General features: G+C 59.5%; 22 protein-coding genes. 6 read left to right on the top strand and 16 right to left on the bottom strand.

Features of this window, described 5'->3' with window-relative positions:
* From DXZ77_RS00290 to DXZ77_RS00265, 6 genes are all read right to left on the bottom strand, one after another.
* The gene (locus DXZ77_RS00290; protein WP_115029042.1) at positions 1 to 1275 is read right to left on the bottom strand and encodes a cytochrome P450; all 1275 of its coding nucleotides are present in this window, start codon (positions 1273 to 1275) and stop codon (positions 1 to 3) included.
* Complete coding sequence (locus DXZ77_RS00285; protein ID WP_115029040.1) at positions 1272 to 2378, bottom strand: lycopene cyclase family protein; 1107 nt, start codon at positions 2376 to 2378, stop codon at positions 1272 to 1274. Before DXZ77_RS00285 ends, DXZ77_RS00290 begins: the two co-directional genes overlap by 4 nt.
* On the bottom strand, positions 2375 to 3271 hold the full coding sequence (locus tag DXZ77_RS00280; protein ID WP_115029038.1) for a phytoene/squalene synthase family protein: 897 nt from the start codon (positions 3269 to 3271) through the stop codon (positions 2375 to 2377). Before DXZ77_RS00280 ends, DXZ77_RS00285 begins: the two co-directional genes overlap by 4 nt.
* Positions 3268 to 4743 carry a phytoene desaturase family protein gene (locus tag DXZ77_RS00275; protein WP_115029037.1) on the bottom strand — a complete coding sequence of 492 codons (1476 nt, stop codon included), beginning with the start codon at positions 4741 to 4743 and terminating at the stop codon, positions 3268 to 3270. The genes DXZ77_RS00280 and DXZ77_RS00275 overlap by 4 nt, the downstream gene beginning before the upstream one ends.
* A gap of 109 nt (positions 4744 to 4852) precedes the next feature.
* Positions 4853 to 5389, bottom strand: a complete 537-nt coding sequence (idi, locus tag DXZ77_RS00270) for an isopentenyl-diphosphate Delta-isomerase (RefSeq protein WP_115029035.1) — start codon at positions 5387 to 5389, stop codon at positions 4853 to 4855.
* A gap of 40 nt (positions 5390 to 5429) precedes the next feature.
* The gene (locus DXZ77_RS00265) at positions 5430 to 7022 is read right to left on the bottom strand and encodes an FAD-dependent oxidoreductase (protein ID WP_115029033.1); all 1593 of its coding nucleotides are present in this window, start codon (positions 7020 to 7022) and stop codon (positions 5430 to 5432) included.
* 394 nt (positions 7023 to 7416) lie between these two features.
* On the opposite strand from DXZ77_RS00265, the gene DXZ77_RS00260 reads away from it, so the two are divergent.
* The 4 genes from DXZ77_RS00260 to DXZ77_RS00250 all read left to right on the top strand — a co-directional run bounded on the left by DXZ77_RS00260 (position 7417) and on the right by DXZ77_RS00250 (position 10448).
* Positions 7417 to 7701 (top strand): lactococcin 972 family bacteriocin, encoded by a 285-nt coding sequence (locus tag DXZ77_RS00260; RefSeq protein WP_115029031.1) that lies wholly within the window; start codon positions 7417 to 7419, stop codon positions 7699 to 7701.
* Positions 7702 to 7883: 182 nt separating this feature from the next.
* Positions 7884 to 8474 (top strand): hypothetical protein, encoded by a 591-nt coding sequence (locus DXZ77_RS11560; RefSeq protein WP_147279123.1) that lies wholly within the window; start codon positions 7884 to 7886, stop codon positions 8472 to 8474.
* Complete coding sequence (locus tag DXZ77_RS11555) at positions 8446 to 9783, top strand: bacteriocin-associated integral membrane family protein (RefSeq protein ID WP_147279122.1); 1338 nt, start codon at positions 8446 to 8448, stop codon at positions 9781 to 9783. The genes DXZ77_RS11560 and DXZ77_RS11555 overlap by 29 nt, the downstream gene beginning before the upstream one ends.
* A complete protein-coding gene (locus DXZ77_RS00250; protein WP_115029027.1) occupies positions 9780 to 10448 on the top strand; it encodes an ABC transporter ATP-binding protein in 669 nt (222 codons plus the stop codon). The genes DXZ77_RS11555 and DXZ77_RS00250 overlap by 4 nt, the downstream gene beginning before the upstream one ends.
* A 101-nt stretch (positions 10449 to 10549) precedes the next feature.
* Here DXZ77_RS00250 and lhgD read toward each other — a convergent pair whose 3' ends face one another.
* The 8 genes from lhgD to DXZ77_RS00210 all read right to left on the bottom strand — a co-directional run bounded on the left by lhgD (position 10550) and on the right by DXZ77_RS00210 (position 19089).
* A complete protein-coding gene (gene lhgD / locus DXZ77_RS00245; RefSeq protein WP_115029025.1) occupies positions 10550 to 11788 on the bottom strand; it encodes an L-2-hydroxyglutarate dehydrogenase in 1239 nt (412 codons plus the stop codon).
* Entirely contained in the window at positions 11788 to 13098 is a 1311-nt protein-coding gene (locus DXZ77_RS00240; RefSeq protein ID WP_115029024.1) for an NAD(P)H-dependent oxidoreductase, read from the bottom strand. The genes lhgD and DXZ77_RS00240 overlap by 1 nt, the downstream gene beginning before the upstream one ends.
* Positions 13095 to 13640, bottom strand: a complete 546-nt coding sequence (gene rfbC, locus DXZ77_RS00235) for a dTDP-4-dehydrorhamnose 3,5-epimerase (protein WP_115029022.1) — start codon at positions 13638 to 13640, stop codon at positions 13095 to 13097. Before rfbC ends, DXZ77_RS00240 begins: the two co-directional genes overlap by 4 nt.
* The gene (locus DXZ77_RS00230) at positions 13640 to 14668 is read right to left on the bottom strand and encodes an NAD-dependent epimerase/dehydratase family protein (RefSeq protein ID WP_115029020.1); all 1029 of its coding nucleotides are present in this window, start codon (positions 14666 to 14668) and stop codon (positions 13640 to 13642) included. Before DXZ77_RS00230 ends, rfbC begins: the two co-directional genes overlap by 1 nt.
* Before the next feature lies 1 nt (position 14669).
* On the bottom strand, positions 14670 to 15446 hold the full coding sequence (gene rfbF, locus DXZ77_RS00225) for a glucose-1-phosphate cytidylyltransferase (protein WP_115029018.1): 777 nt from the start codon (positions 15444 to 15446) through the stop codon (positions 14670 to 14672).
* 457 nt (positions 15447 to 15903) lie between these two features.
* On the bottom strand, positions 15904 to 17439 hold the full coding sequence (gene guaB, locus DXZ77_RS00220) for an IMP dehydrogenase (protein WP_115029016.1): 1536 nt from the start codon (positions 17437 to 17439) through the stop codon (positions 15904 to 15906).
* Positions 17440 to 17455: 16 nt separating this feature from the next.
* Entirely contained in the window at positions 17456 to 18424 is a 969-nt protein-coding gene (locus tag DXZ77_RS11550; protein ID WP_147279121.1) for a hypothetical protein, read from the bottom strand.
* On the bottom strand, positions 18421 to 19089 hold the full coding sequence (locus tag DXZ77_RS00210; RefSeq protein WP_258553047.1) for a sigma-70 family RNA polymerase sigma factor: 669 nt from the start codon (positions 19087 to 19089) through the stop codon (positions 18421 to 18423). Before DXZ77_RS00210 ends, DXZ77_RS11550 begins: the two co-directional genes overlap by 4 nt.
* Before the next feature lie 358 nt (positions 19090 to 19447).
* On the opposite strand from DXZ77_RS00210, the gene DXZ77_RS00205 reads away from it, so the two are divergent.
* Together DXZ77_RS00205 and DXZ77_RS00200 are read left to right on the top strand one after the other, a co-directional pair.
* Positions 19448 to 19741, top strand: a complete 294-nt coding sequence (locus tag DXZ77_RS00205; protein WP_115032318.1) for a WhiB family transcriptional regulator — start codon at positions 19448 to 19450, stop codon at positions 19739 to 19741.
* A 111-nt stretch (positions 19742 to 19852) separates the two neighbouring features.
* Positions 19853 to 21232, top strand: a complete 1380-nt coding sequence (locus DXZ77_RS00200; protein WP_115029012.1) for a GntP family permease — start codon at positions 19853 to 19855, stop codon at positions 21230 to 21232.
* Between the two features lie 94 nt (positions 21233 to 21326).
* Here DXZ77_RS00200 and groL read toward each other — a convergent pair whose 3' ends face one another.
* Together groL and groES are read right to left on the bottom strand one after the other, a co-directional pair.
* Positions 21327 to 22940 (bottom strand): chaperonin GroEL, encoded by a 1614-nt coding sequence (gene groL / locus DXZ77_RS00195; protein ID WP_115029010.1) that lies wholly within the window; start codon positions 22938 to 22940, stop codon positions 21327 to 21329.
* 116 nt (positions 22941 to 23056) lie between these two features.
* Positions 23057 to 23353: a co-chaperone GroES gene (groES, locus tag DXZ77_RS00190; RefSeq protein ID WP_028327602.1), complete on the bottom strand. Its 297-nt coding sequence runs from the start codon at positions 23351 to 23353 to the stop codon at positions 23057 to 23059.
* Positions 23354 to 23461 lie beyond the last annotated feature (108 nt).

Genomic DNA, 23461 nt, shown 5'->3' with positions numbered 1-23461 from the left:
TTACGTAGCGCGGGCGTGGCGGTGAGGTGAAGGGTTGGGGTGTGGTGGTTTTTGGGTGAGGAGGTGCATGTTGCGGATTTGGTAGCCGGCGACGAGTTCATCCCAGGTGATCGTGGGTGGGGCGTGTAGGTGTGGTTTGAGGGCGAGCAGGCGGGTGAGGAGTTCGTCTGTTTCGAGTAGTGCGAGTGTTTTTCCTGGGCAGGCGTGGGCGCCGTCCCCGAAAGCCAGTCCGGTGGCGTCGATTCCGGGGCTGGTGGTGCGGCCTGGGTGTAGGTGATGGGGGTTTTCGCCTACGGCGCTGGGGTCTGTGTTTGCGCTGCGGATGTTGATGTCGATGAGTTGGCCGGCTTTGATGCAGGTGGTGGGGTTGGGGGTGATGTCGGTGGTGGCGCGGCGCCATATATGTCCGACGACGGGTTCGAGTCGGATGATTTCGGCGAGGGTGGCTAGGCGTGCAGGTTGGTCGCTGGTGAGGTAGTGGGTGCGTAGGTCGTGGTTGGTGAGGAGGTGCCAGGCGGCCATGCAGATGAATTCGCGGGTGGTGACCATTCCGGCGGTGCCGTAGGTGATGGCTTCGATGAGGATGTCGGTGGTGGTGGCGTTGTGGGCTAGGAGGTGGCTCATGACGTCGTCGCTGGGGTTGCGGCGGCGTTGCTGTAGGGCGGGTCGAACGTCGTGCCACCAGAATTGGATGATGGGTTTAAGGCCGTTGCGGGCGGCTTGGAGCCATTGTTTGTGGGTGCGGCCGAGATCTTTGCGGGTGATGTCGAAGGGTGGTTGGTTGAAGAAGGTGGTGAGTCGGTGAGACATGGCGGTGATGCGTTGGTGGCGTTGGGTGTCGGTTTCGCCGGGGCGGTCGTGGGTGAGGCCAACGATGTGGGCGGTGACTTCGACGGCGTAATGCAGGGCGAGTTCATCCAGGTGGATGTGGCCGCGGTGTTGGGTGGGGTTGAGTGCTGCTTCGGCGGTGCGAGCCATGAGGGGTTGGTAGGTGGCGACGACGGTGGGGGCGAAGAAGCGGGCGACCTGGCGGCGTTGTTCGTCGTGGAGTGGTCCGTCGGAGATGAGGATGGGGCGGTGCTTGGTGTGGATGTGGGGGATTTTTTCGGCGGTGAATCCGGCTTGGGTGGTGTGGTGTCTGGCGCGGAGTATGTGGCGGGCGGTGTGGACTGATCGGATTCGCCAGGCTCCGTTTGTAAAGGTGGTTAGGGGGCAGGTGCTGGTTGGGGGTGGTTCGTTGGGGTGGTTGGCGCGTCGGTGGCTTGGGGTGCTCATGGGGTGTCCTGGTGGTGGCGTGGGGTGAGGTTGGTGGTGGCTGCGATGAGGGTGGCGCGGGTGTGTGGGGGCAGGTTGGCCCATTGGGTGGTGAGGGCGTTGAGGAGTGCGGGGGCGTTGGTGGTGGGGTCCATGATGGCGCGTTGTTTGTGTGCGGGGAGGTGGTTGTAGGCGTCGAAGAGGTTGAAGGTGTGGTGTCCGTTGAGGCGGATGAGGGCGTTGAGTGCCAAGCGGCGGATGGTGGTTGTGGCTGGGGGTGCGGGTGGGAGGTGGCCGTGGTGGATGAGGGTGTGGGCGGCGGTGTCTGCGGCGGCGAGGCTGGCGAAGACGCTGTAACCGGTGAGGGGGTTGTTTTGGTGGCTGGCTGCGCCGAATCGTGGGTGTCGGTGGTGGGGGGTGGTGGGGAGCATGGGGATGTGGACGTGTTCGGTGGTGCTGGTGGGGTCTGGGTGTATGCCGTGGCGGGTGAGGCGGGTGTGGAGGCGTTGGGCGAGGTGTTTGGTGGGGATGGGGGGTGTGGCGGCGAGGATGGTTTCTTCGGTGAGGACGCGGCCGTTGGGTAGGGGGATGGTGTAGCAGAAGCTGGCGGTGCGGTGTCCCCATGTTGGGGCGCCGTCGTGGGGGCGCCAGTCCATGAGGACGGCGTCGGCGTCTTGGAGTAGGGGGGCGGCTTGGGTGGGGTGGAGGGTGATGCCGTAGGCGGTTTGGATGGGGGTGTGTGCTGGTGGGGGGTGGTGGTTGCCGCGGGTGTCGATGACGATGGGTGCGAGGGTGTGGAGTTGGTTGGTGTTGATGGTGGTGGTGTGGATGTTGACGTTGTCGAGGGGGAGGGCGTGTTGGAGGGCGGGGGTGTCGAGGATGACGTATTCGTCGAAGAGGGGTGCGCGGTGGTGGGTGTGAATGACGGTGTTGGGGGCGCGGGTGGTGGCGGTGTGGGGTGGGAGCCAGGTGGGGAGTTGATGGGCCCAGCCGCCGAGGGTGTGTTTCCAGGGGCGGTGGGGGTGGGGGTCGTAGGCGGTGACGTGGGCGCCGTGGGTGGTGAGTCGGTGGGCGAGTGCACGTCCAGCGGGCCCGAGGCCGATGATGGCGATGTCGGTGTTCATTGGGGGTGGGGTGGGGTGATGAGTCCGTGGGTTGCGGTGAGTGCTTTGCGCCAGGTGGGTAGGCGTAATCGTGTGGAGAAGATGTCGTAGTCGGCGTTTTCGATGAGGTTGAGGATGCGGGAGTACAGGACTCGGGCGGTGGCGACGCAGCGTGCGGAGGCGTTGGGTAGGAGGGGAATGCCGGTGTCGGCTTGCTGGTAGAGCTGTCTGTTGCGGGCGATTTGGAAGGTCATGAGTTGGCGCCAGGGTTCGTCGACGTGGCCTCGGGTGGGGTCGGCTCCGAAGTGGCGTAGGTCTTCTTGGGGGATGTAGATGCGTCCGCGGTCGAGGTCTTCTTTGACGTCGCGGAGGAAGTTGGTGAGTTGGAATGCGATTCCTAGGGCGCGGGCGGGTTCGCGGGCGTTGGGATGGGTGGCGCCGAGGATGGGGAGCATCATTTCGCCGATGACAGCTGCGGATCCGTCCATGTAGTGGAGGAGGTCGTTCCAGGTTTCGTATTTTTTGGTGTCGAGGTCCATGGCCATGGCGTTGAAGAAGCGGTCGAAGCATTCCATGGGGATGCGGGTGTGGCGGATGGTGGTGGCGATGGCGGCGAGGGTGGGGGTTTCGTTGGCGGGGTTATCGATGGCGTTGTGGAAGCGGTTGGCGAAGGTGGTGAGGGCTTTACGGGTTGTGGGGATGAGGGTGGGGTCGTGGGTGGCGTTGGGGGCGTCGACGATGTCGTCGGCGAGGCGGCATAGGGCGTAGATGGCGTGGACATGGCGGCGTTGTTGGGGTGGTAGGAGGGCTGCTCCCCAGTAGTAGGTGGTGCCGTGTTTCCAGGTCAGGTGGCGGCAGTGGCGGTAGCCGAGGGTGAGGTGGCTGTGGGTGGGGACGCGGCGGGTAGGGGTCATAGGTGTTTTTTCCGTAGGTAGTTTCTGGTTCGTTGGGCGGCGAGTTTTCCGCTGATGAGGACCATGGGTATGCCGACGCCGGGGATGGTGGCGGATCCGGCGAAGAAGAGGCCGGGTATGCGTGGTTCGTGGTTGGCGGGGCGGAAGGGGCCGGTTTGTCGGAAGTGGTGGGCTAGGGCGAAGGGGGTGCCTGCTGCCATGCCGAGGTTTTTCCAGTCCAGGGGGGTGATGAGTCGTTCGGTGATGATGTCTGTGGGGTAGTTGTGTGCGTCGAGGAAGGCGTGGAGTCGTTCGCGTATGTGGGTGGTTTCGGTGTTCCAGTCGATGTTGCCGTTGAGGTTGGGGGCGGGTTCGAGGATGTAGAGGGTGTGGGTGTCGGGTGGGGCGAGCTGCGGTTCGCCGAGTGAGGAGATGGTGACGAGGCGGGCTGGGTCGCTCATGAGGGTTTGGTGGTTGATGAGTTCGGTGAAGCAGTTTTCCCAGGCGTGGCCGAAGTGGATGTTGTGGTGGGCGGCGTTGGTGGGGAGGGGGCCGCGGGCACCGACGTGCCAGACGACGGCTGATGGTGAGTAGGTGGGGTTGCGTAGGGGGCGGGGTAGGGGCAGGTCGGGTAGGAGGTATCGGTAGGCGGTGGGGGTGTCGATGGTGCAGATGACGGCGTCGGCTGGGATGGGGCCGTCGTTGGTGTTGACGCCGACGGTGCGTCCGCCGCGTCCGCGCATGAGGCTGTGGACGGTGGTGTTGTAGTGGATGGTGACGTGGGGTGCTAGTGCTTGGGCCATGCCGTGTGGGATGGCGCCCATGCCGCCTTCGGGCAGGTAGACGCCGCGGAATGTGTCCATGTAGGTGATGAGGGCGTATACGCCCAGGGCGGTGGTTGGGGATAGTCCGGCGTAGAGGGCTTGGAAGGTAAGCATGCGGCGGAGGCGTTCGTCGCTGATGCGTGTGTTGATCATTTTTGCCATGGGTGCGAAGGCGCCCATTTTGAGGAGTTTGAGTGCTGCTTGTGGTGAGCGGAGTAGGTCTAGTGGGGAGTCGAAGTTGGTGTCGATGAAGTGGGGTAGGGCGGTGGTGTAGAGCTCGGCGAGGAAGGGTTCGAGTTCTCGCAGTGCTTGTGCGTCGTGGGGGCCGCAGAGGTGGTGGATGTGTTGTGCGGTTGCTTCGGTGGAGTTGCGGATGAGTAGTTCGCTGTGGTCGGCGAAGACTCCGCGGTAGGCGGGGTCGAGTCGGCGCATGGGGACGGCTTTTTGTTGGGATGAGCCGATGGCGCGTAGGGGTTCGTCGAGGAGTTCGGGCATGGTCATGACGGTTGGGCCGAGGTCGAATGTGAAGCCGTCTTGGCGTATGCGTAGAGCACGGCCTCCGGGGCTGGATTCTTTTTCGATGACGAGGACTCGGTGTCCTTGTGAGACGAGGTGGCAGGCGGCGGATAGGCCTGCGAGTCCTGCACCGATGACGACGACCGTGCTCATGTTGCCCCTTCGGACGGGTATGGGTGACCGTCACACGGATCGTATTGAGCTGTTCGGTTTTCTCCGGGATCTTGGGTTTTTCGGCGGGTCTTGCCTGGTGGTTGGTGGGTTACCAGGGGTTGTCGCCGAGGGCGTTGATTTGTAGGACGCTCCATGGGCTGAGGAGGTGGGGCATGGTGCGTGCTGTGTGGCGTAGGTCTTCCCAGTGGACCCAGGCGTGTTCGGTGACTTCGTTGGGGTTGGGGTTGAGAGTGGTGTGGTCGATTTCGCCGACGAGGACGGGGCAGATTTCGTTTTCGACGATGCCGGAGGCGTCGGTGGCGCGGTAGGTGAAGTTGGGGATTTTGGTGCGGAGGTTCAGGGGTGGGGTGCCGAGTTCTTCGGGGACGCGGCGGGTGGCGGCTTGGGTGGGGGTTTCGCCGGGGCGGGGGTGGCCGCAGGCGGTGTTGGTCCAGACTCCTGGCCAGGTGGTTTTGGTCAGGGCGCGGCGGGTGATGAGGACGCGGCCGTCGTCGCGGCGAAGGTAGGTGGAGAAGGCGCGGTGGAGGGGGGTGTTGGTGGTGTGGATGTGGAGTCGATTGGCGGTGCCGATGTCGTGGCCGTTGTGGACGAGGATGACGAGGTCGTCCGTGGCGGGTGGGTTCACGTGGGTGAACTTATCAATGCGGTTGTGTTGTTGGTGTTATCTACTGTTTTTGGGTGTCGGGGTGTTGTGGTGTGTGTTTGGTGAGGCGGCGTAGTGCGCGGCGGGCTAGTGGGATGCCTGGTAGGCGTGGTGTGGTGGGGGTGGTCCAGATGTCTGCTCCGTGTATGTCCCAGGTTTTCAGGAGGTGGTTTGCGGCGAGGACTCCGGTGGTGGCGGCGCGTTCCATGAGGGCTACGGGGTAGTCGCAGCGAATTGCGTCACCGGCGAGGACGATGCGTGGGTCGGGTGTGGTGGTGCTGGGGCGTTGATTCCAGGGTGAGGTGTCGATGAGTGCGCAGTCGTTGCGGATGAGCCATTGTTCGCCGAGTTGTTTGGCGTTGGCCAGTTCGGGGTGGAGTCGGTTTTGTTGCTGGGTGAGTTGGTTTTTGAGGTGGGTGGGGTTGGTGTTTTCGGGGAGGGCGTAGGCGTGGAGTTCGATGACGCTGCCGTGGTTGGTGTGGGCCCATTGGGTGGCTGTTTTTTCGAATTGGTGGATCATTGAGATGTTGTCGAGGGGGCCGTATCCGCTGGTGCCGAGGAAGTCTGGGGTACCGGGGGCCGGTGGGGTGTCGAGCCAGCGGCGCCATACGGCGAAGGGTGGGGCGGTGCGTAGTTGGGTGATGTTTTTGCGCCAGGTTGGTGTGCCGAGGTTGGGGCTGTTGGTGATGAGGTGTTGTAGGGGTGTGATGTCGGTGGCTAGGACGATGGCGTCGGCGCACAGGGTGGTGGTGGGGGTGTGGACGTTGATGCTGTGGGGGGTGGGTTCGATGTGGTGGGCGGGGGTGTTGGTGCAGATGGTGGCGCCGTGGCGGGTGAGGTATTGGGTGAGGGGTTGCCAGAGGGCGGTGTCGTATTGGTCTGCGGCGACGTCGAAGAGGAGTCCTTCGGCGGATCCGATGAAGTAGGTGTGGAACATGGAGATGAGTTCTCCGCCGGAGAATTCGTGGGGGTCGGCGAAGAAGCTGCGGGCGAAGACTTCGAGGGCGAGGTGACGGGCGCTGTGGGGGAAGTTGAGTTGGTTGAGGACGTCTGCGGCGCTGATTCCGTCGTGGTCGGTGTAGGTCTGGGGGAAGCGCACGTCGAGTAGGCCCATGGCTTTGTCGATGTTGACTTTGGGCAGGGCGCGTAGGGGGAATGAGGGTGATTGGGCGATGAACCCGATGAGGTTGAAGGGGGGTGTGCGGGGTATGTGGGTGAAGGAGTCGCGGGGCCCGTCGGCGAGGTCGAGGGGGTAGTCGGTGACGGGGCGTAGTGCGTTGAGGTGGGGGTCGGCGCGGCGTAGGAGTGCGCGCAGTTGGTAGTACTGGCGGAAGAAGGCGTGGAATCCGCGGCTCATGTTGGTGGGTTGGCCGTTGATGGTGATGGGCCAGGAGCTGACGCGGCCGCCGAGGTGGTTTCCGCGTTCGAGGATGGTGACTTTGACGCCGCGTTCGGCTAGTTCGGTGGCTGCGGAGAGTCCGGCGATTCCGGCGCCGATGATGATGACGTGTTGGCCGTTGGCGTGGGGGGCGCCGGTGGGGCCGGGGTGGTGTTGAGCGCGTTTGTCGCGTCCTGGTGGGTGGGGGCGTGGGGTTGGGTGTGTGGTCCCGGCCATGGTGGGCAGCCTAGTGGTGTTGTCTTCTGGGGCTGGGTGATTCGGGGTTGTGTCGGTTGGTGGTGTTGTGGTCGGGGTGGGGTTTCCTTTCCGTCTGCAGGAAAAAGATCCCTCAACAAACCCGTTCGCCCTAAGCGTTTTTCAAGGATTTTTTCAAACTTTACGCACTTTGCGCTCAGCTGATCTGCACCTTTGCTCCACTACAGCCTCGCTTACCCCACCTGTAGGTATCCCCTTGGAAGAGTAAGGGGTTCATTCACGTTCTCAACTGGCATTCAAGTTGCTAATCTCACGCCACCTCAAACGGCCACAAACCCAAGAGGCCAACTGGGTAGCTAGTTGAGACTGCTGACACTGGAGCCCGCAGCGAAGCAGCGCTTTTAAAGGAACGAAAATGATTAAACAACGATTTATTTCTACTATCGCAGCTATCACGCTAAGCCTCAGCGTCGCCGCTCCCGCAATGGCGGTCACCGAGCATGTCGATGGTGGGGTTTGGAATCATGGCACAAATAAAGTAGATGTATGGTCTTACTATAAACATGCTCATAAAAGCCATAAAAGCAGCGCATCTGGAAAAAGGCTATATCAATCCGGCTGCCAGGTAGCAAAAGTAGAAGCTATCGCAAGCGGCCCCAAAAAATGGACCAACAATCAGGCTTACTACGGATTCTGCTAATAAAAACAGTGGCTAGGGGACCTAGTATCCCCTAGCCACATTTTAGGGAGACAAAAGCGTGAAATGGAATCGCTGGGCATTGCCCCCCAGTCTTGGCACTCATATTCGGGCTATTGCTCAGCGGTACAGTGATGGCCATAATGGACCTAGAAGGACCAGTAGGCGCCTCACAAACCTTATGGGTGAACGGACTTAAAGAAGGGACGAATCCTTCTTCGCGGGAAACAGTTGATGAGGCTCTTTACGATTACGCAGTCAAGCATGGCGTGGCAATCGCCAGGGAACGCAACAATCGCTCCCGAGTTGACCACTCCCGCTATCTTTACGTAACTGACTCACCTACTGGCGCCCGGGTACCGAGAACAACGTTTCACCCTTCAGTTGAGCAGCACATTGCAGGCCTAGTCGATGACACTACTAATGAAGTCAGATCTTTTTATTATGTTTTCGGAGACGACCACGGTGAATTAAAATCACTTTTTGCTTCGCATGGATATGTGGCGCAAGAGTTCCCATCTTTACTGAGCTGGAGCGCCTTGATATATGCATTTGGTGGCTACATTACACCGAGTTTAGCTCTCGCCATTATTACTTCTTACTGCGCTAACGCTCACGTTGGCATTGCAGTCAGCCCGCCCATTCGCAGTCAACCGCCTCAATGGACACAGCAGGCTTCGCATCACAACAACCAGCATCTCACAAGGCGCGCATCCTGCATTAATAAGTGGGACAGCAGTACTAATAGTGGCATTAACGGCTCTCAAAATTATTAATAATTGGAATGAACTCGCGCTTTTCTTCGTATTAACAACTGCTATCACTGCAGCACTTCTGGTTATCGCCATAGTTGCACTGTCAGTGGGAGTACATCTGGCAACAGCACGAAGTATTCGAAATAATCTCGCCGGTCGAACAGACACTATCCCTGCCCTTATCGCATTGGGATTACTTAACCTTGTCACCGCAATTATCGTTATCGGAATTCTCGTGTCAATCACGCTGATTTCCACAAAAGTTCAGCGCTTCACACAAGAATTACCACACACTACACAGGGAATCACTTACATGACCCTATCTGGGTCAACTAATGATGAGAAAAATGCTAAGCAAGTTGATGCAGCACTGGGTGCACAGTTGCGTAAAGCCGACATTGAAGGAAATGTTCTAGCGAATATCGGAATTTATAGAGACCCCCAACCAGTAAGTTTGCCAGATGGCGCGGCGAATATACTTACCGTAAACTCTACCTATCTAAAGAGATATCCAGAGCTACTCTCAAGCACCGGGCCTATCCCCTCTACAGATAACGCACTCAATGCCTACATTCCAACTGATCGCCAGGCACAAACTAAAGCAATTATCGAAGAAGTAAAGAATCGGTTCAGTGTCGACATAGAACTTCAAAAAATTTCCCTCCCTCCCATTCGGACTCAAACAATTAAATCCACCACTTGGCCTTTAGTGGTCGATGTTGACGGATTGAACACAAAAACCGGGATAAAAGATCCCATTGTTATCCTCCTAGCTGATGGACTCGCTCCGATTTCAGACATCAATCTCTCTGCAGCACTAAGCAAATCAGAGATTATGTTTACCTCGCGAGAGGCAGCAGAAAAAGTCGCCAATGATGAGAACCTAACCACACATGTATATTCCATCGTTGACGCTAATCAAGCTCGTATCGAAGCTCGCGAGAAGGCCACACAGGATTTAGCGCAGCAAACGGTTACGTTCATCTTGGGAATTATCATCCTGATCATTTCCTCAACAGCACTGGCTGCGCTTTGGGTGCAATCCAGGCGTCAACGCCTCTTCGCTGAATGGGTAACCGGCCACTCCTGGCTACGCCGCCACAGCATCGCCGTCTTTGGCTACACGCTCCTAACCATCGCCGCCGTGACCGCCTGGAGCATCTTCATCACCCCAAGCACCAGCGAATCACTCCCGCCCGGCGAAGCTGACCGTCTCGCTCTCCTGGGATGGGCAGGAATGCTCGGATGCGCTATCGCCATCGCCGTTTTCATCACATCACTAGCCATCACCACAGCCCGCACCGACCACCGCCAGGAAGGCCACGCATGAGCACCGCAACCACTTCCACAGCATCCACAGGTGTGCAGGTAGAAAACGCCTCCAAATCCTTCGGCAGCCATGTGCTCTGGCGTGACCTCAGTTTCACTGTTCCCCCAGGTAACATGACCGCGCTTCGCGGATCAAGCGGATCAGGGAAAACCACCCTGCTCAACGCCGTCGGAGGCCTAGAAAAACTCACCGCAGGCACCATCACCGTCGCGGGGAAAAACATCTCCCGGGCCAACAGCCACAACCGCAGGTTGCTCCGCCGTGACGTCCTCGGCTTCGTGTTTCAGGACTACGCCCTCATCGAAAACACCGATGTCATGGGCAACCTCGCCGTGGTCTATGGTGCTTGGTCCGCGCGCCGCCACCGCGACGACATGGAAGAAGCCCTCTTCAAAGTCGGGCTTCCCGGATTCCTCAAACGATCCATCCTCGAACTCAGCGGCGGCGAACGTCAACGCGTCGCTCTGGCTCGCCTGCTACTTAAACGCCCTTCCGTGGTGCTAGCTGACGAACCAACCGGATCCCTGGACAACGACAACGCACGCGCAGTAGTCGACCTGCTCCGCGGGCTAGCGACAGACGGCGCCGCAGTACTCATCGTCACCCACGACGACCGCGTAGCCCAAGACTGCGACACCATCATCAACCTCGACACCATGAAGTAGCCCACTCCCCCACCACAACACCCAAAAAACAGCAGATGACTGTGGCGCCCACCCCCACAACTTCACGGGAGGGCGCCACAGCCATGCGGCACACGTACTGCTCAGGCGCGCGCCATTACCTTGTCGACGATCATCTCGGCGATAGGCATCGAACTCGTCGCCGCTGGCGAAGGTGCATTACACACATGCACCATGCGGTCAGTCTCCATAAACAGGAAGTCCTCGGCCATCGAACCGTCTTCCATGACTGCTTGAGCCCGAATACCTGCTGGCTCCGGCCCCAAATCCGACACCCGCAGCTCCGGGGCATACTTGGTGACCAGCTTGAGATAACCCGGTTTGAACGCCGAGTTCTTCATCTCAACCAAACCGGTCTTCAGCACGCTCGGCACCAATTTCCAGAAGCCCTTATACAGAGCAAAATCCGCGATGTCTTTAACGTTCATCGACCAATGCGGGTATCCTTCGCGAGCGAAACCCATCACCGCGTTCGGCCCCACGGTCACCCCGCCGTCCATCATCAGGGTCAAATGCACACCCAAGAACGGCAAACCTGGATCAGGAACCGGGTAGATCAACGAATTCACGATCGTGTTCTTGCTCGCGGGTAGTCGGTAGTACTCCCCACGGAACGGAACCATGTGGAATGACGGGTTCAGTCCCGCCATCCGCGCCAACCTGTCCGCCTGGATACCGCCACACACAACCAGCTGTTTACCGAACACTCGCTCAACATCCCCAGCAGTGTTCTTGGCATGCGCGGCAGCCACATCCACACGCACCTCAGAGAACGACTCCGTGATGTCTACAACCTTGGTTCCTAAACGCACCTGACCACCAGCGGCTTCAATGACCTCAGCCATCTTCTGGCATACCTGGGTGTAATCAATGATGCCGGTGTTCGGGCTCCAGATCGCACCAATGCCGTTGATGCGTGGCTCGCGGCGCTTGAGCTCTTGGCCATCGAGCTTCTCTACATCCATGCCGTTGGTGACGGCACGCTCGTAGAGAGCCTCCATGCGCTCCAGCTCAACCTCGTTGGTAGCCACAATCAGCTTGCCAACATTGCGGTAAGGGATGCCGTGTTCGTCTGCGAATTCGCGGGTACGTTCGGCGCCTTTCTTACACAGCACAGCTTTCAGCGAGCCCGGCGTGTAGTAGATACCGGCGTGGATGACACCCGAGTTGTGGCCTGTCTGGTGGAACGCGACCTGTGACTCTTTCTCGATTACGAGAAGAGACGCCCCCGGTTTACGGTTCAGCAGCTCCATAGCCGTGGCCAGGCCGACAATTCCGCCGCCAATAACAACGAAGTCGTACACCTTCTGCGCAGTTGTCATTACTGCACCGCCGGTTGCGGGAACGTTGCCTCTTGCTCCCTGCGCAACTCATCAGCCAGGCGGCCCTGCGGAACGATCACATCGTTGTAGGAGATTGCTTCATCTTTAGCGATATCGCGGGTAAGCACGCATCCCTCAGCCAATCCCACCGGCAAGAGCTTCTCCGCGGCAGTGACATCAGCGCGTTCGCACTCACCGTAGTAGGTGTACCCGCCCAGAGCATCCAAGGTCTCCCCCGCTTTGAGGTCTTTCTTCGCGATAGTGATGACCTCAACCTTGGGAGCCTGACGCAACGGTTTGATGCAGGCATCACCGAGCAGCACCGCGCGAGCCAGGGTGTCCGGAACTTCAAAGTGGCACAGGTGGTACGGCGTGTAGAAGCTGTACAGCGGCCCTTCACCAAGCTTGTAGAGATTCAGATAGTGCTGCTGTTTGGGGTCATCGTGCGTACCCAAAACGTAAACGCCTGGCCCTGGTTTCGTTCCGACCACGTAGTCAACAGCGCCGCCAAGCTTTTTGAGCTCATCAACGTCGTACATGCCGGTCAAGTCATCGACGTGGCCGCGGTGGTCGCGCTGTAACAAACCCCGCTTGTGAATGGACAGGTCAGCGGCGTTAGCGACAAGGGCTTGCTCAACGGACACTTTGGTGCCGTCGGCGAAGCTGGTCACCATGTGTGGATCTTGGCCCCACTGACGCGCGAACCCTTCCTGAGTGGTGGGGTTGCGGTATGGGTCTTGCAGGCCCTTGATGTTTCCTGCCACCAGCGGGGTCACGCCCAAGCCGCGCACAAACCGGATGAGGTTCATTTGCACACCGGGCTGGTCGCCGTCGGCACCGGTGTACACCAGGCCAGCGTCCTCGAATTTGGCGTTGAGGATGGTGCCGATGGTGGCATCGACCTCAGCGTTCAAAAGCACGAGGTGTTTCTTTGCTGCCAGGGTGGCCATGGCCAGGTGGGCACCGAATTCCACCGATCCGGTCGCATCCAAAACGGCTTCGACGCTGGTGGCGTTAACCATCGCCTCATAGTTGGAGGTGACGGCGGTTCCGCCGGTTGCGGCGAGGGCATCAATTTCTTCAGCGGTCTGAACGATCTTCACCTGATCACCGGATTTACCGGCGAATTCCAGTGCAGCAACACCTTTCTCGGGCGTGCGGGCATACACCACAGCCACGTCCATGCCAGGTTTGCTGTTGAAGATATGGTGCATCGCGCCACGGGCCATGAACCCTGGGCCAGCAATAGCAACCTTGACCGGGTTGCCTTCGGCCTCGCGCTGGGCCAGAAGGGTGTCAACAACGATCACTTGACGATCTCCTTTCCGTCCCAGTCCGCCCATGCCTTGTCTTTGTCCGAGATGACCTCAACAGGGATGGGCCATTGCAGTCCGAAAGCAGGATCGTCGTAGCGCTGACCACGCTCGTGCTCTGGGGAGTACATGCCCGACACCTGGTAGGTGACTTCGGTGTCGTCGGTAAGAGTGAGGTATCCGTGCGCGCAGTACGGCGGAATCCACAATGCGCGGTGGTTGTCTACAGACAGTTCGACCATCACGTTCTTACCGAAGGTGGGGCTGTCTTCACGCAGGTCAAGGCAGCAGTCCACGATGGAGCCACGCACACAGCGAACCAGTTTGCCCTCCGCGGCCGGGGCGATCTGGCGGTGCATTCCGCGCATCGTGCCCTTCTTGTGGTTCCAAGACATGTTGGCCTGTTTCACATCCGTGGGGATGCCGTGTGCTTGGAACTCCTCCACGCAGAAGGTCCGTGCGAAACCACCACGGTTGTCTTCGAACGCCTTCAGGTCGATGATCCAGCAGCCTTCAACAGCGGTTTGAGTGAATTCCATCAGGCGTCAGCCTTCTTCCAGAACAGCTTCTCGTCGACCTGACCGGTTTTGAGAAGGTGGTCAATCATCTTCAAACGAGTGTGGCCACGGCCATAGAACTTGTCGGCGTCGAGCTGGATCGCTTCGAAAACCGAATGCAGCTGTTTGGCACCATCGGCGAGGTTCCAGTCGCAGGAAAATCCAAGTATCTGCTCGATCTTGTCGAATTTAACCTTGTAGGAACGGTTGTCTTGACCGGGTTCACCGAACGAAAGCTCACATCCGGGGAACTCGTTCGCCACCGTCTCAGCAATCTGACGCACCGTGTAGTTGTTGTCGTAAGAGCCGACGTTGAACACCTGGGCGTGGACCTTCTCGATCGGAGCGGCCAGCGCCAACCGGATCGCTTTGCAGATGTCGAGAGCATGGACCATGGGGCGCCAAGGGGTGCCGTCGGAGGTCATGGCGATGTTTTTCTCAACCCAGGCCAAGCCAGCGAGGTTGTTCAGAACAATGTCGAAACGTTGGCGTGGGCTGGCACCGAATGCGGTGGCGTTGCGCATCGCGGTGGGGTGGAAGGTGTCGTCGGCGAGTTTCCACAGGTCCTGTTCGGTGAGGTATTTGCATTCGCCGTATGCAGTTTGTGGGTTAACGGCGCTGGTCTCGTCGACGTCGCCTTCGGCCACACCATAGACGGAGCAGGAAGACATGTAGACGAACCGCTCAACACCAGCGGCCTTCGCAGTTTTAGCGACGTGGACAGAACCTTTGTGGTTGATGTCGAACGTCAGTGGGCCAACCAAGTCACCGACAGGGTCGTTGGACAGCTCAGCCATCGCGACGACGGCATCGAAACCCTGGAGGTCTTCGACGGTGAGGTCGCGCATGTCTTTCTTAATGGTCATAGGGGTGCGCTGGTGGTCGCTGAACAGCCATCCCTCTTCGTAGAAGCCGGTGTCTAGGCCGACGACCTCGTGCCCGTCTTCCATGAGCAACGGGGCGAGCAAGTATCCGAGGTAGCCCTCGGTGCCGGTAACGAGAATCTTCATGTCAGTTCCACACCTTCCAGGGCGCGCTGCCAGCCGCCCACTGCTTCTCCAGCTTGTTTTTGTCGTTCAATGTGTCCATGGGGTGCCAGAAACCAGGGTGTTTCCATGCGTTGAGCTGGCCGTCATGGGCGAGGTTGCGTAAGGGTTCTTGTTCCCAGGTGGTGTCGTCACCGGCGATGTAGTCGATGACACCGGGTTCGCACACGAAGTAGCCGCCGTTGATCCAGGCGCCGTCGCCATCGGGTTTTTCTTGGAATGTTTCGATGGTGGTTTCGCAAGCTCCCAGGGAGATCGCTCCGAAACGTCCAGGTGGCTGCACCACGGTCATGGTGGCGAGGCGTCCAGATTTCTTGTGGAAGTCGATGGTGGCGGAAATGTCGGTGTCGGAGACGCCATCACCGTAGGTGAAGCAGAATGTTTCGTCGCCGATGTAGTCCCTCACTCGTTTAAGGCGGCCTCCGGTCATGGAGCTAAGGCCGGTATCAACAACGGTGACTTTCCAGTCTTCAACGTCACGTTTATGCACGACCATTTCGCCGGTGCGCAGGTCAAACGTCATGTCCGAATTGCGTAGCGCGTAGGAGGCGAACCACTCTTTGATGTATTCGGCTTTGTAGCCGCCGCACACGATGAACTCGTTGACGCCGTGGTGGGCGTACTCGTGCATGATGTGCCAGATGATCGGTTTGCCACCGATCTCGACCATTGGTTTGGGCTTGAGCGTGGTCTCTTCGCTCAAGCGAGTTCCCAGGCCACCCGCAAGGATGACTGCCTTCATCGGTTCCCCTCCCGTGAATCGCAAACGCATCTGCGGCTCTTCGGTCCGCTGACGCAGTGTGAGACGGTCAGGAGGTCTAGCTCCGAACGATCCCCCCGGATGGCCCCTTGCATCTGCTGCGCATGCCTTTGAACAGCATGTTTGTGAGATCTCTCTGGTCCCGGCGAGGTCGAGGAGGCCCGTTGCAGCTTTTCGTAAAGACCCCCGTCTCACGCCCCGCCGGTAACTATACAGCCGTCCTACTAAGCGGTCAGATGTGGCGGTATCTGAGCTGAAAGCCATGCACACAACGATTCCGATGCACGTGAACGGCAAGGAAACCGCTGCAGCGCTCCTGAAGCATTGCTGCTGAGCAAGCCCGTAGAAGTGGTGATGTTCACGTCAGCCCCAGCAAACAGCAGCAGGCAGGCCGCAGCCCCTGTGAGAGGCAACGATCTGCCTACTGCTGAAGAAACTGTCAGTGACGTGAATAGTTCGGCGCTTCGACCGTCATCTGGATGTCGTGAGGGTGGCTTTCTTTCAACCCTGCCGAAGTAATCCGGACGAACTGGCCGCGTTCTTTCATCTGCGGGATAGAGCGCGCACCGACGTAGAACATCGTTTGCCGCAGACCACCGATGAGTTGGTAGGCGACCGAGGCCAGCGGGCCACGGTAAGGAACCTGCCCCTCAATCCCCTCCGGAATGACCTTGTCGTCATCAGAGACATCGCCCTGGAAATAGCGGTCCTTGCTGTAGGACTTGGCGCGGCCACGGGATTGCATAGCCCCCAACGACCCCATACCCCGGTAGCTCTTGAACTGCTTACCATTAATAAACACCAGTTCGCCGGGGCTTTCCTCACACCCAGCCAACAGCGATCCCAGCATGACAGTGTCAGCACCAGCCACGATCGCTTTACCGATGTCGCCAGAGAACTGCAAACCACCATCACCGATCACTGGCACACCGGCAGCTTTGGCTGCCAACGAAGCCTCGTAAATCGCGGTCACCTGTGGCACACCAACCCCAGCAACCACGCGGGTTGTACAAATCGACCCAGGTCCCACACCAACCTTGATCGCATCGGCGCCAGCATCAACCAGTGCCTGCGCACCCGCACGCGTGGCAACGTTACCGCCAATCACGTCGACAGCTTTACCTGCGGTTTCTTTCTTCAAACGACGAATCATGTCAGTCACGCCACGCGCGTGACCGTTCGCAGTGTCCACCACCAGTGCGTCCACGCCCGCATCCACCAGAGCCATCGCACGATCCCAAGAGTCACCCCAGAACCCCACCGCAGCAGCGACCCGCAGACGCCCACCATCATCTTTTGTGGCGTCGGGATACTTCTCCGTCTTAGTGAAGTCTTTCACCGTCATCAAGCCGCACAGCTTGCCGGTACCGTCTACCAGCGGCAACTTTTCAATCTTGTGTGCCGCAAGCAGAGCCAAAGCCTCATCACGATCAACCCCCACTGGTGCAGTAACCAGCGGCATCTTCGTCATGACCTCAGCGACACGACGGCTCGTATCCATCTCGAAGCGAAGGTCACGGTTGGTGATGATGCCAACCAGCTTCCCATCAGCGTCAACCACGGGCAGACCAGAAATACGGAACTGGCCACACAAGGCATCCACCTGGGCCAAAGTCATCTCCGGTGAAGCCGTCACCGGGTCAGTAATCATGCCGTTCTCGGAACGCTTCACGCGGTCAACCTGTACCGCCTGATCCTCAATGGACAGGTTTCGGTGAATAACACCAATCCCACCCTGACGGGCCATCGCGATCGCCATCCGCGACTCGGTAACCGTGTCCATCGCCGCACTCGTCAACGGCACCCGCAACGTGATGTTCCGACTGAAACGCGTCGAAGTATCCGCTTCCGACGGAATCACATCGGTCTCGCCGGGTAGCAGCAAAACGTCATCGAAGGTCAGGCCCAAATTCCTGAACGGATCCGTGACGCAAGACTGCTCGAATTCAGAAGTCGAATGAGGCGTGGAACTCATTCCCTAATGGTAGTTCTCACCGTGCCTCTTCGACAGAAGTGGTGCCCTTCCCATCCGTGGAAGACTTCCCAGGCTCAGCAACTGAAGCAGATCCAGTCCCCGAAGACTTCTCAGACACAGCACTCGTAGGAGTAGCCACACTGGTAGAAGTAGCCGGAGAGCTCTGCGTATGCGAAGACGTTGTTCCTGAAGGCACTACCCCGCCTGGAGTCGTCACCGAACTCGAATCCTTCGGCGGAGCAGAAGGAGTAGCAGTAGGTGCACTACTGGTCGGCTTCGGATCCGGACGATCACTGGAGGTAGGCGCAGGCTCCTTAGTTGGCCCCGTTTTGCCTTTACCGCTATCTGAAGGAACCCCCGGACGGCTACCCGAACCATCCTCAGGACGCGTAGGAACCAACGGAACAGAAGTCGGCCCCACACCCTCATCACTAGGCTGAACAGGCGCAATCGCGCTGCCCAAAGCGCTCGGATCACCCATCGTCACCCCCGGCACGCCAGGCATCCCCACCGAAGGAACCACCAGCAATGGCCGCCCAGGCATAGGCGAGATAGATATCGAACCCGCAGTCGGAACAGAAATCACCGGCGACGAACCATCAGGAACAGCCGCCACATCCCCCGAACCAGGCAACATGCTCCGCACTGCCTGACGCACCACACCCAAGGGTCCAGCAGAACCCTGCGTAGGAACATTCAACGCCACCGCTGCCATCCCCCCAGACAGCGTCACAACAACAGCCCCAGCTACCGCAACTACACGTGTGGCCCGCAATGACCGCGGCTTGGGCAGCAACCGCTCACCACACCACGCAGGTGGCGTACCCGCCATCTCGTCTGCGTCTTCGTCAATCTCCCTCGTCCAGGCCCCCAATAAAGCTTCCAGACCCTCATCAGAGGCACACTCACGATTTGCGAGACGATCCAAAAACTCATCATCAGCTCGAACCTGTTCCAGGTCGAGACTTTCTCCCCCGGCTATCACTGTTCCTCCTCGAACTGCGCCGCATACAGCTCCCGCAAACGACTCATCGCCCGGTGCTGCGCGACCCTGACCGCTCCCGCGGTCTTCCCCAAAGATCTCGCCGTTTCTTCGGCAGACAACCCCATAGCGATACGCAGGTGAAGAATCTCCTGGTCCGCTGGTTTGAGCTTATTGATCAGCGCCCCCGCCTCCTGGGCATCAATGCCCGTGACAACCGTTTCCTCCGGCCCTGGAACCAAATCTTCCCGGTCCGGGAACTCATCCGTCGGAACCGGCTGCCGCATAGAGACACGCTGAACATCCGCCACTTTGCGTGAACAGATGGAATACATGAACGCCTCAAAAGGCACGCCGCGGTGATCGTACTTCTCCAACGACATAAGAACCGCCACGCACACCTCCTGAGCAACATCCTCAGAAGCACTGGCTGCCCGAGGAAAACGACCGAGCCGTGCACGCGCATACCGGAACGAGCGCTCCCGCACAATCCGCATTAACTCGTTCCGCGAAATGGAATCCGCCCCACTCTTCGCAGCGAGCGCCAACTCAGTCAGACGAGAAACCTCGCCCGTTGACCCCATCGCGGCAGCACCCCAGGGCGTTACTGCCCGGGAAGCATCCGCCTCGGAATTTTTCTTCCGAGCTCCGCGAAAAGGAATGGTCACTAAGCCTGCTCCTGACGATTGAGACCCACCGCCACTGGCACGACGGACGAGCCGGAAGGTCACACCAACACCCCCAAGACAGTGCAACACCCACTCAAAAGAATATCGGACACGCCGAACAGGTCCACAACACAGCCCACACCACCCACAGCCTCAAACAATTCTAATTCGCACCCGACACAACTGAATTACCCAGCCCAAATCCAGCCTCCTGCCGAATAATAATTTGAGGCATCAAACTCAAAAGCGACCCACACACACGACCACACCACCCACAGCGTTCACCCCAGGCGCCACCTCACAAAGGAACATCCGCCTCACCGCTACAGACTCACACCAGAACGCACAAGGAAAACCAATGACCAACGCGACCCGCCTCCCCGGCCCTATCGCCGACATATGGGACTGGCAACTACACGCCGCATGCCGCAACGCCGACCCCGCCATCTTCTTCCACCCCGAAGGCGAACGCGGATCCGCCCGCCGCAACCGGGATCACGCAGCCCAAAAAATCTGCGCCTCTTGCCCTGTGCAACCCCAATGCCGCGAACACGCCCTCGATGTCAACGAGCCCTACGGCGTCTGGGGAGGACTCACCGAAACCCAACGCGAAGAACACAGCAACACTGCCCGCCGCAGCCGCGCCAGCTAAAGCCACATCCTCCGAGGGCGGTCCCGCACACCCAGCGAGACCGCCCTCGTCTCATGCCCACACACCACAATGAACGCAATATCCAAACCTCACCTTGCCCAAGGAACACCAATGAACACTTGGACCCAAACCATGAGCGCCGGGCCACTACTTGGCATCGCAGCTGCAGCCATCGCCGTGATCCTCATCCTCGTCATAGGATTCCGCCTCCACGCATTCCTCACCCTCATCCTCGTCAGTCTTCTCACCGCCTTCGCCACCGGTATCCCCACCAGCCACATCATCCCCACCCTGACTGAAAACTTCTCCAAAACACTCGGCTCCGTTGCCCTTCTCGTTGGACTCGGCGCCATGCTCGGCAAACTCGTCGAACACTCCGGCGGCGCCCATATCCTCGCTGAACGACTCGTCCGCCTCTTCGGCGAAAAACACGCCCCCACCGCTCTGGGCATCGCCTCACTCCTCATGGGCTTCCCCATGTTCTTCGACGCTGGCCTCATCGTCATGCTGCCCGTCATCTTCGCCATCGCCACCCAGCTTCAGCGCCCCATCCTCCAGTACGCCATCCCAGCCATCGCCGCTTTCTCCGTCATGCACGTCTTTGTCCCACCACACCCAGGACCAGTCACTGCATCCGAAACCTACGGAGCAGACCTGGGCCTTCTCCTCGCCCTGGGACTACTCGTAGCCATCCCCACCTGGTACATCTCTGGAATCATCTGGGGACGCATCTGCGCCCACACCTACCCCTTCCCCGCACCCACCACCCTTTTCGGCGACACAACCAACACCTCCGTCACCAACCCACCCCGAGTCCGTACTGTCCTGTTCGTTCTGCTGCTGCCGATGCTGCTCATCTTCATGAACACCGGACTGGACTATCTGCGCGCAGCCGGATTCGTTGACAAAAAAGCAGCCTGGTACCCCATCCTCACCACGCTGGGCTCCTCCCCCGTCGCACTACTCATCTCCGTACTGACCGCGCTAATCCTGCTGGGCCACCGCCGCGGCAACGATGGCACCGCCTTAGAAAAACTCCTCGACTCCGCACTAGGGCCTATCTGCTCAGTCGTTCTCATCACTGGTGCAGGCGGAATGTTCGGTGGCGTCCTACGCGAATCGGGGATCGGGGCAGCTTTGTCCCAATCCCTGACCAACCTCGGCCTGCCCCTCATCATCGCGGCATATCTCATTTCCGTAGCTATGCGCATCGCCCAAGGATCAGCAACCGTCGCTCTCATCACTACCGCTGGGCTCTTGGCGCCCTCCGTTGCCGCAGCTAATTACAGCCCCGGAGAAGTTGTCGCTATCGCTCTCGCCACAGCCAGCGGATCCGTTTTCGGTAGCCACGTCAACGACTCCGGTTTCTGGCTCGTTGGGCGACTGCTAAACATGGACGTTGCAACAACACTGCGCACCTGGACCCTGCAACAAACCATCCAATCAGTCGTTGGGTTCGTCCTCGCAAGCGCTGTATTCCTCGTGCTTTAGATGCACAACCACACAAGGGCGGCCCCGCACCATCACTGGTGCGGGGCCGCCACCTTTTTAACTAGCCAGCTTCACAACTAGCTGTTCAGGTCACTCAGTGGCCGTGTCCGTGGCCGTGACCGTGGGTCTCGGGCTCTTCTTCCTTCTTCTCCACCACGAGCGTGTCAGTGGTCAGAACCATGGAAGCAATCGATGCGGCGTTACGCAGCGCCGAGCGGGAAACCTTCACCGGGTCGATGATGCCGTTGCCGATGAGCTCGCCGTACTCGCCCGTCGCAGCGTTCAGGCCCTGACCGAGCGGAAGTTCGGAGACCTTCGCCACAGCGACGTAGCCCTGCAGACCTGCGTTCTCAGCGATCCAGCGCAGCGGCTCAGCCGTGGCCTTCTTCACGATGTTCGCGCCAGTGGCCTCGTCACCGGTCAGACCCAGCTCATCGATGGCAACAGAAGCGTGCAGCAGAGCCGTGCCACCACCGGCGACAATGCCCTCCTCGATCGCAGCGCGAGTTGCGGCGATCGCGTCTTCGATGCGGTGCTTCTTTTCCTTCATCTCCACCTCGGTGTATGCACCGACGCGGATCACGCAGACGCCACCAGCAAGCTTGGCCAGGCGTTCCTGCAGCTTCTCGCGGTCCCAGTCAGAGTCCGTGTGCTCGATTTCGCCCTTGATCTGGGCAACGCGAGCATCAACCTCCTCCTGTGCGCCGCCACCATCAACGATGGTGGTGTTGTCCTTGGTGGAAACGACACGACGAGCAGTACCGAGCATGTCCAACTCGGCCTGGTCCAAACGCAGACCAACCTCTTCGCTGATGACAGTCGCGCCCGTCAAAGTAGCGATGTCCTGCAGCATTGCCTTACGACGGTCACCGAAACCGGGGGCCTTAACCGCAATGACCTTCAGGATCTCGCGCATGCGGTTAACAACCAGCGTAGACAGGGCTTCGCCCTCAACGTCCTCGGCGATGATGAGCAGCGGCTTCTTGGACTGGGCGATTTTCTCCAGAACCGGAAGCAAATCCTGCACCGAAGAGATTTTGCCGCTGTTAATCAACACGTAGGCGTCCTCCAGGACGGCCTCCATGTTTTCGGTGTCCGTCACGAAGTACGGGGAGAGGTAGCCCTTGTCGAACTGCATACCTTCGGTGAATTCAAGGCCTGTGGAAGAAGTCTGCGACTCCTCCACCGTGATCACGCCGTCTTTACCGACCTTGTCGAAAGCCTCACCGATCAGGCCACCGATCTCGGTGTCCTGAGCAGACAAGGAAGCAACCTGAGCAACCTCGTCCTTACCAGCAACCTCACGGGCGTTGGAGAGCAAACGGTCGTTCACCGCTGCCACAGCCTTGTCCATACCGCGCTTCAACGCAGCCGGGCCAGCACCGGCAGCCACGTTACGCAGGCCCTCGTTCACCATAGCCTGCGCCAAAACCGTTGCGGTCGTGGTGCCATCACCAGCGATGTCGTTCGTCTTGGTGGCGACCTCTTTGGCCAGCTGAGCACCGAGGTTCTCGTACGAGTCCTCCAGCTCAATCTCGCGAGCGATCGTCACACCGTCGTTCGTAATCGTGGGAGCGCCCCACGACTTGTCCAGAACCACATTGCGGCCCTTGGGGCCCAACGTGACCTTGACCGTGTCCGCAAGAGCGTTCACACCCCGCTCCAACGCTTTACGCGCGGAGTCACTGAATTCAAGAGTCTTAGCCATGAGAATCCTTACCTTTGCGCTGCTACGACGAGATACTCCGCCCCCACACCGGGAAGCGGATAGCGATCACGACGCGAGCCTCGATGGGCCCGCGCCGTGCTCGGAACTGCGCTGGATCAGGCGACGACGGCCAGAATGTCGCGGGCCGACAGGATCAAGTACTCCTCGCCACCAACCTTGATCTCGGTGCCGCCGTACTTGCTGTAGATGACCTTGTCACCGACCTTGACGTCGAGGGGAAGACGAGCGTCACCCTTCTCGTTCCAACGGCCCGGGCCCACAGCCAGGACCTCGCCCTCCTGGGGCTTTTCTTTAGCGGTGTCCGGAATAACCAGGCCGGAAGCCGTGGTCTGCTCCGCCTCGCTGGACTTGACGACGATGCGGTCTTCGAGCGGCTTAAGAGAAACCGACATGTTCTCGACCTTCCGATCGGGCCCACACCCAGTGCGGGCAAGTTCGATGATTGTCGGAGGCCGGGTGCGCGAACGCCGTCGCGGGGGTCGAACTCGCAAGCCCCGGTC

Origin of the sequence: Dermatophilus congolensis, from assembly GCF_900447215.1 — a bacterium.
GTDB lineage: Bacteria > Actinomycetota > Actinomycetes > Actinomycetales > Dermatophilaceae > Dermatophilus > Dermatophilus congolensis_A.
This window is presented reverse-complemented; position numbering and strand designations above follow the sequence as displayed.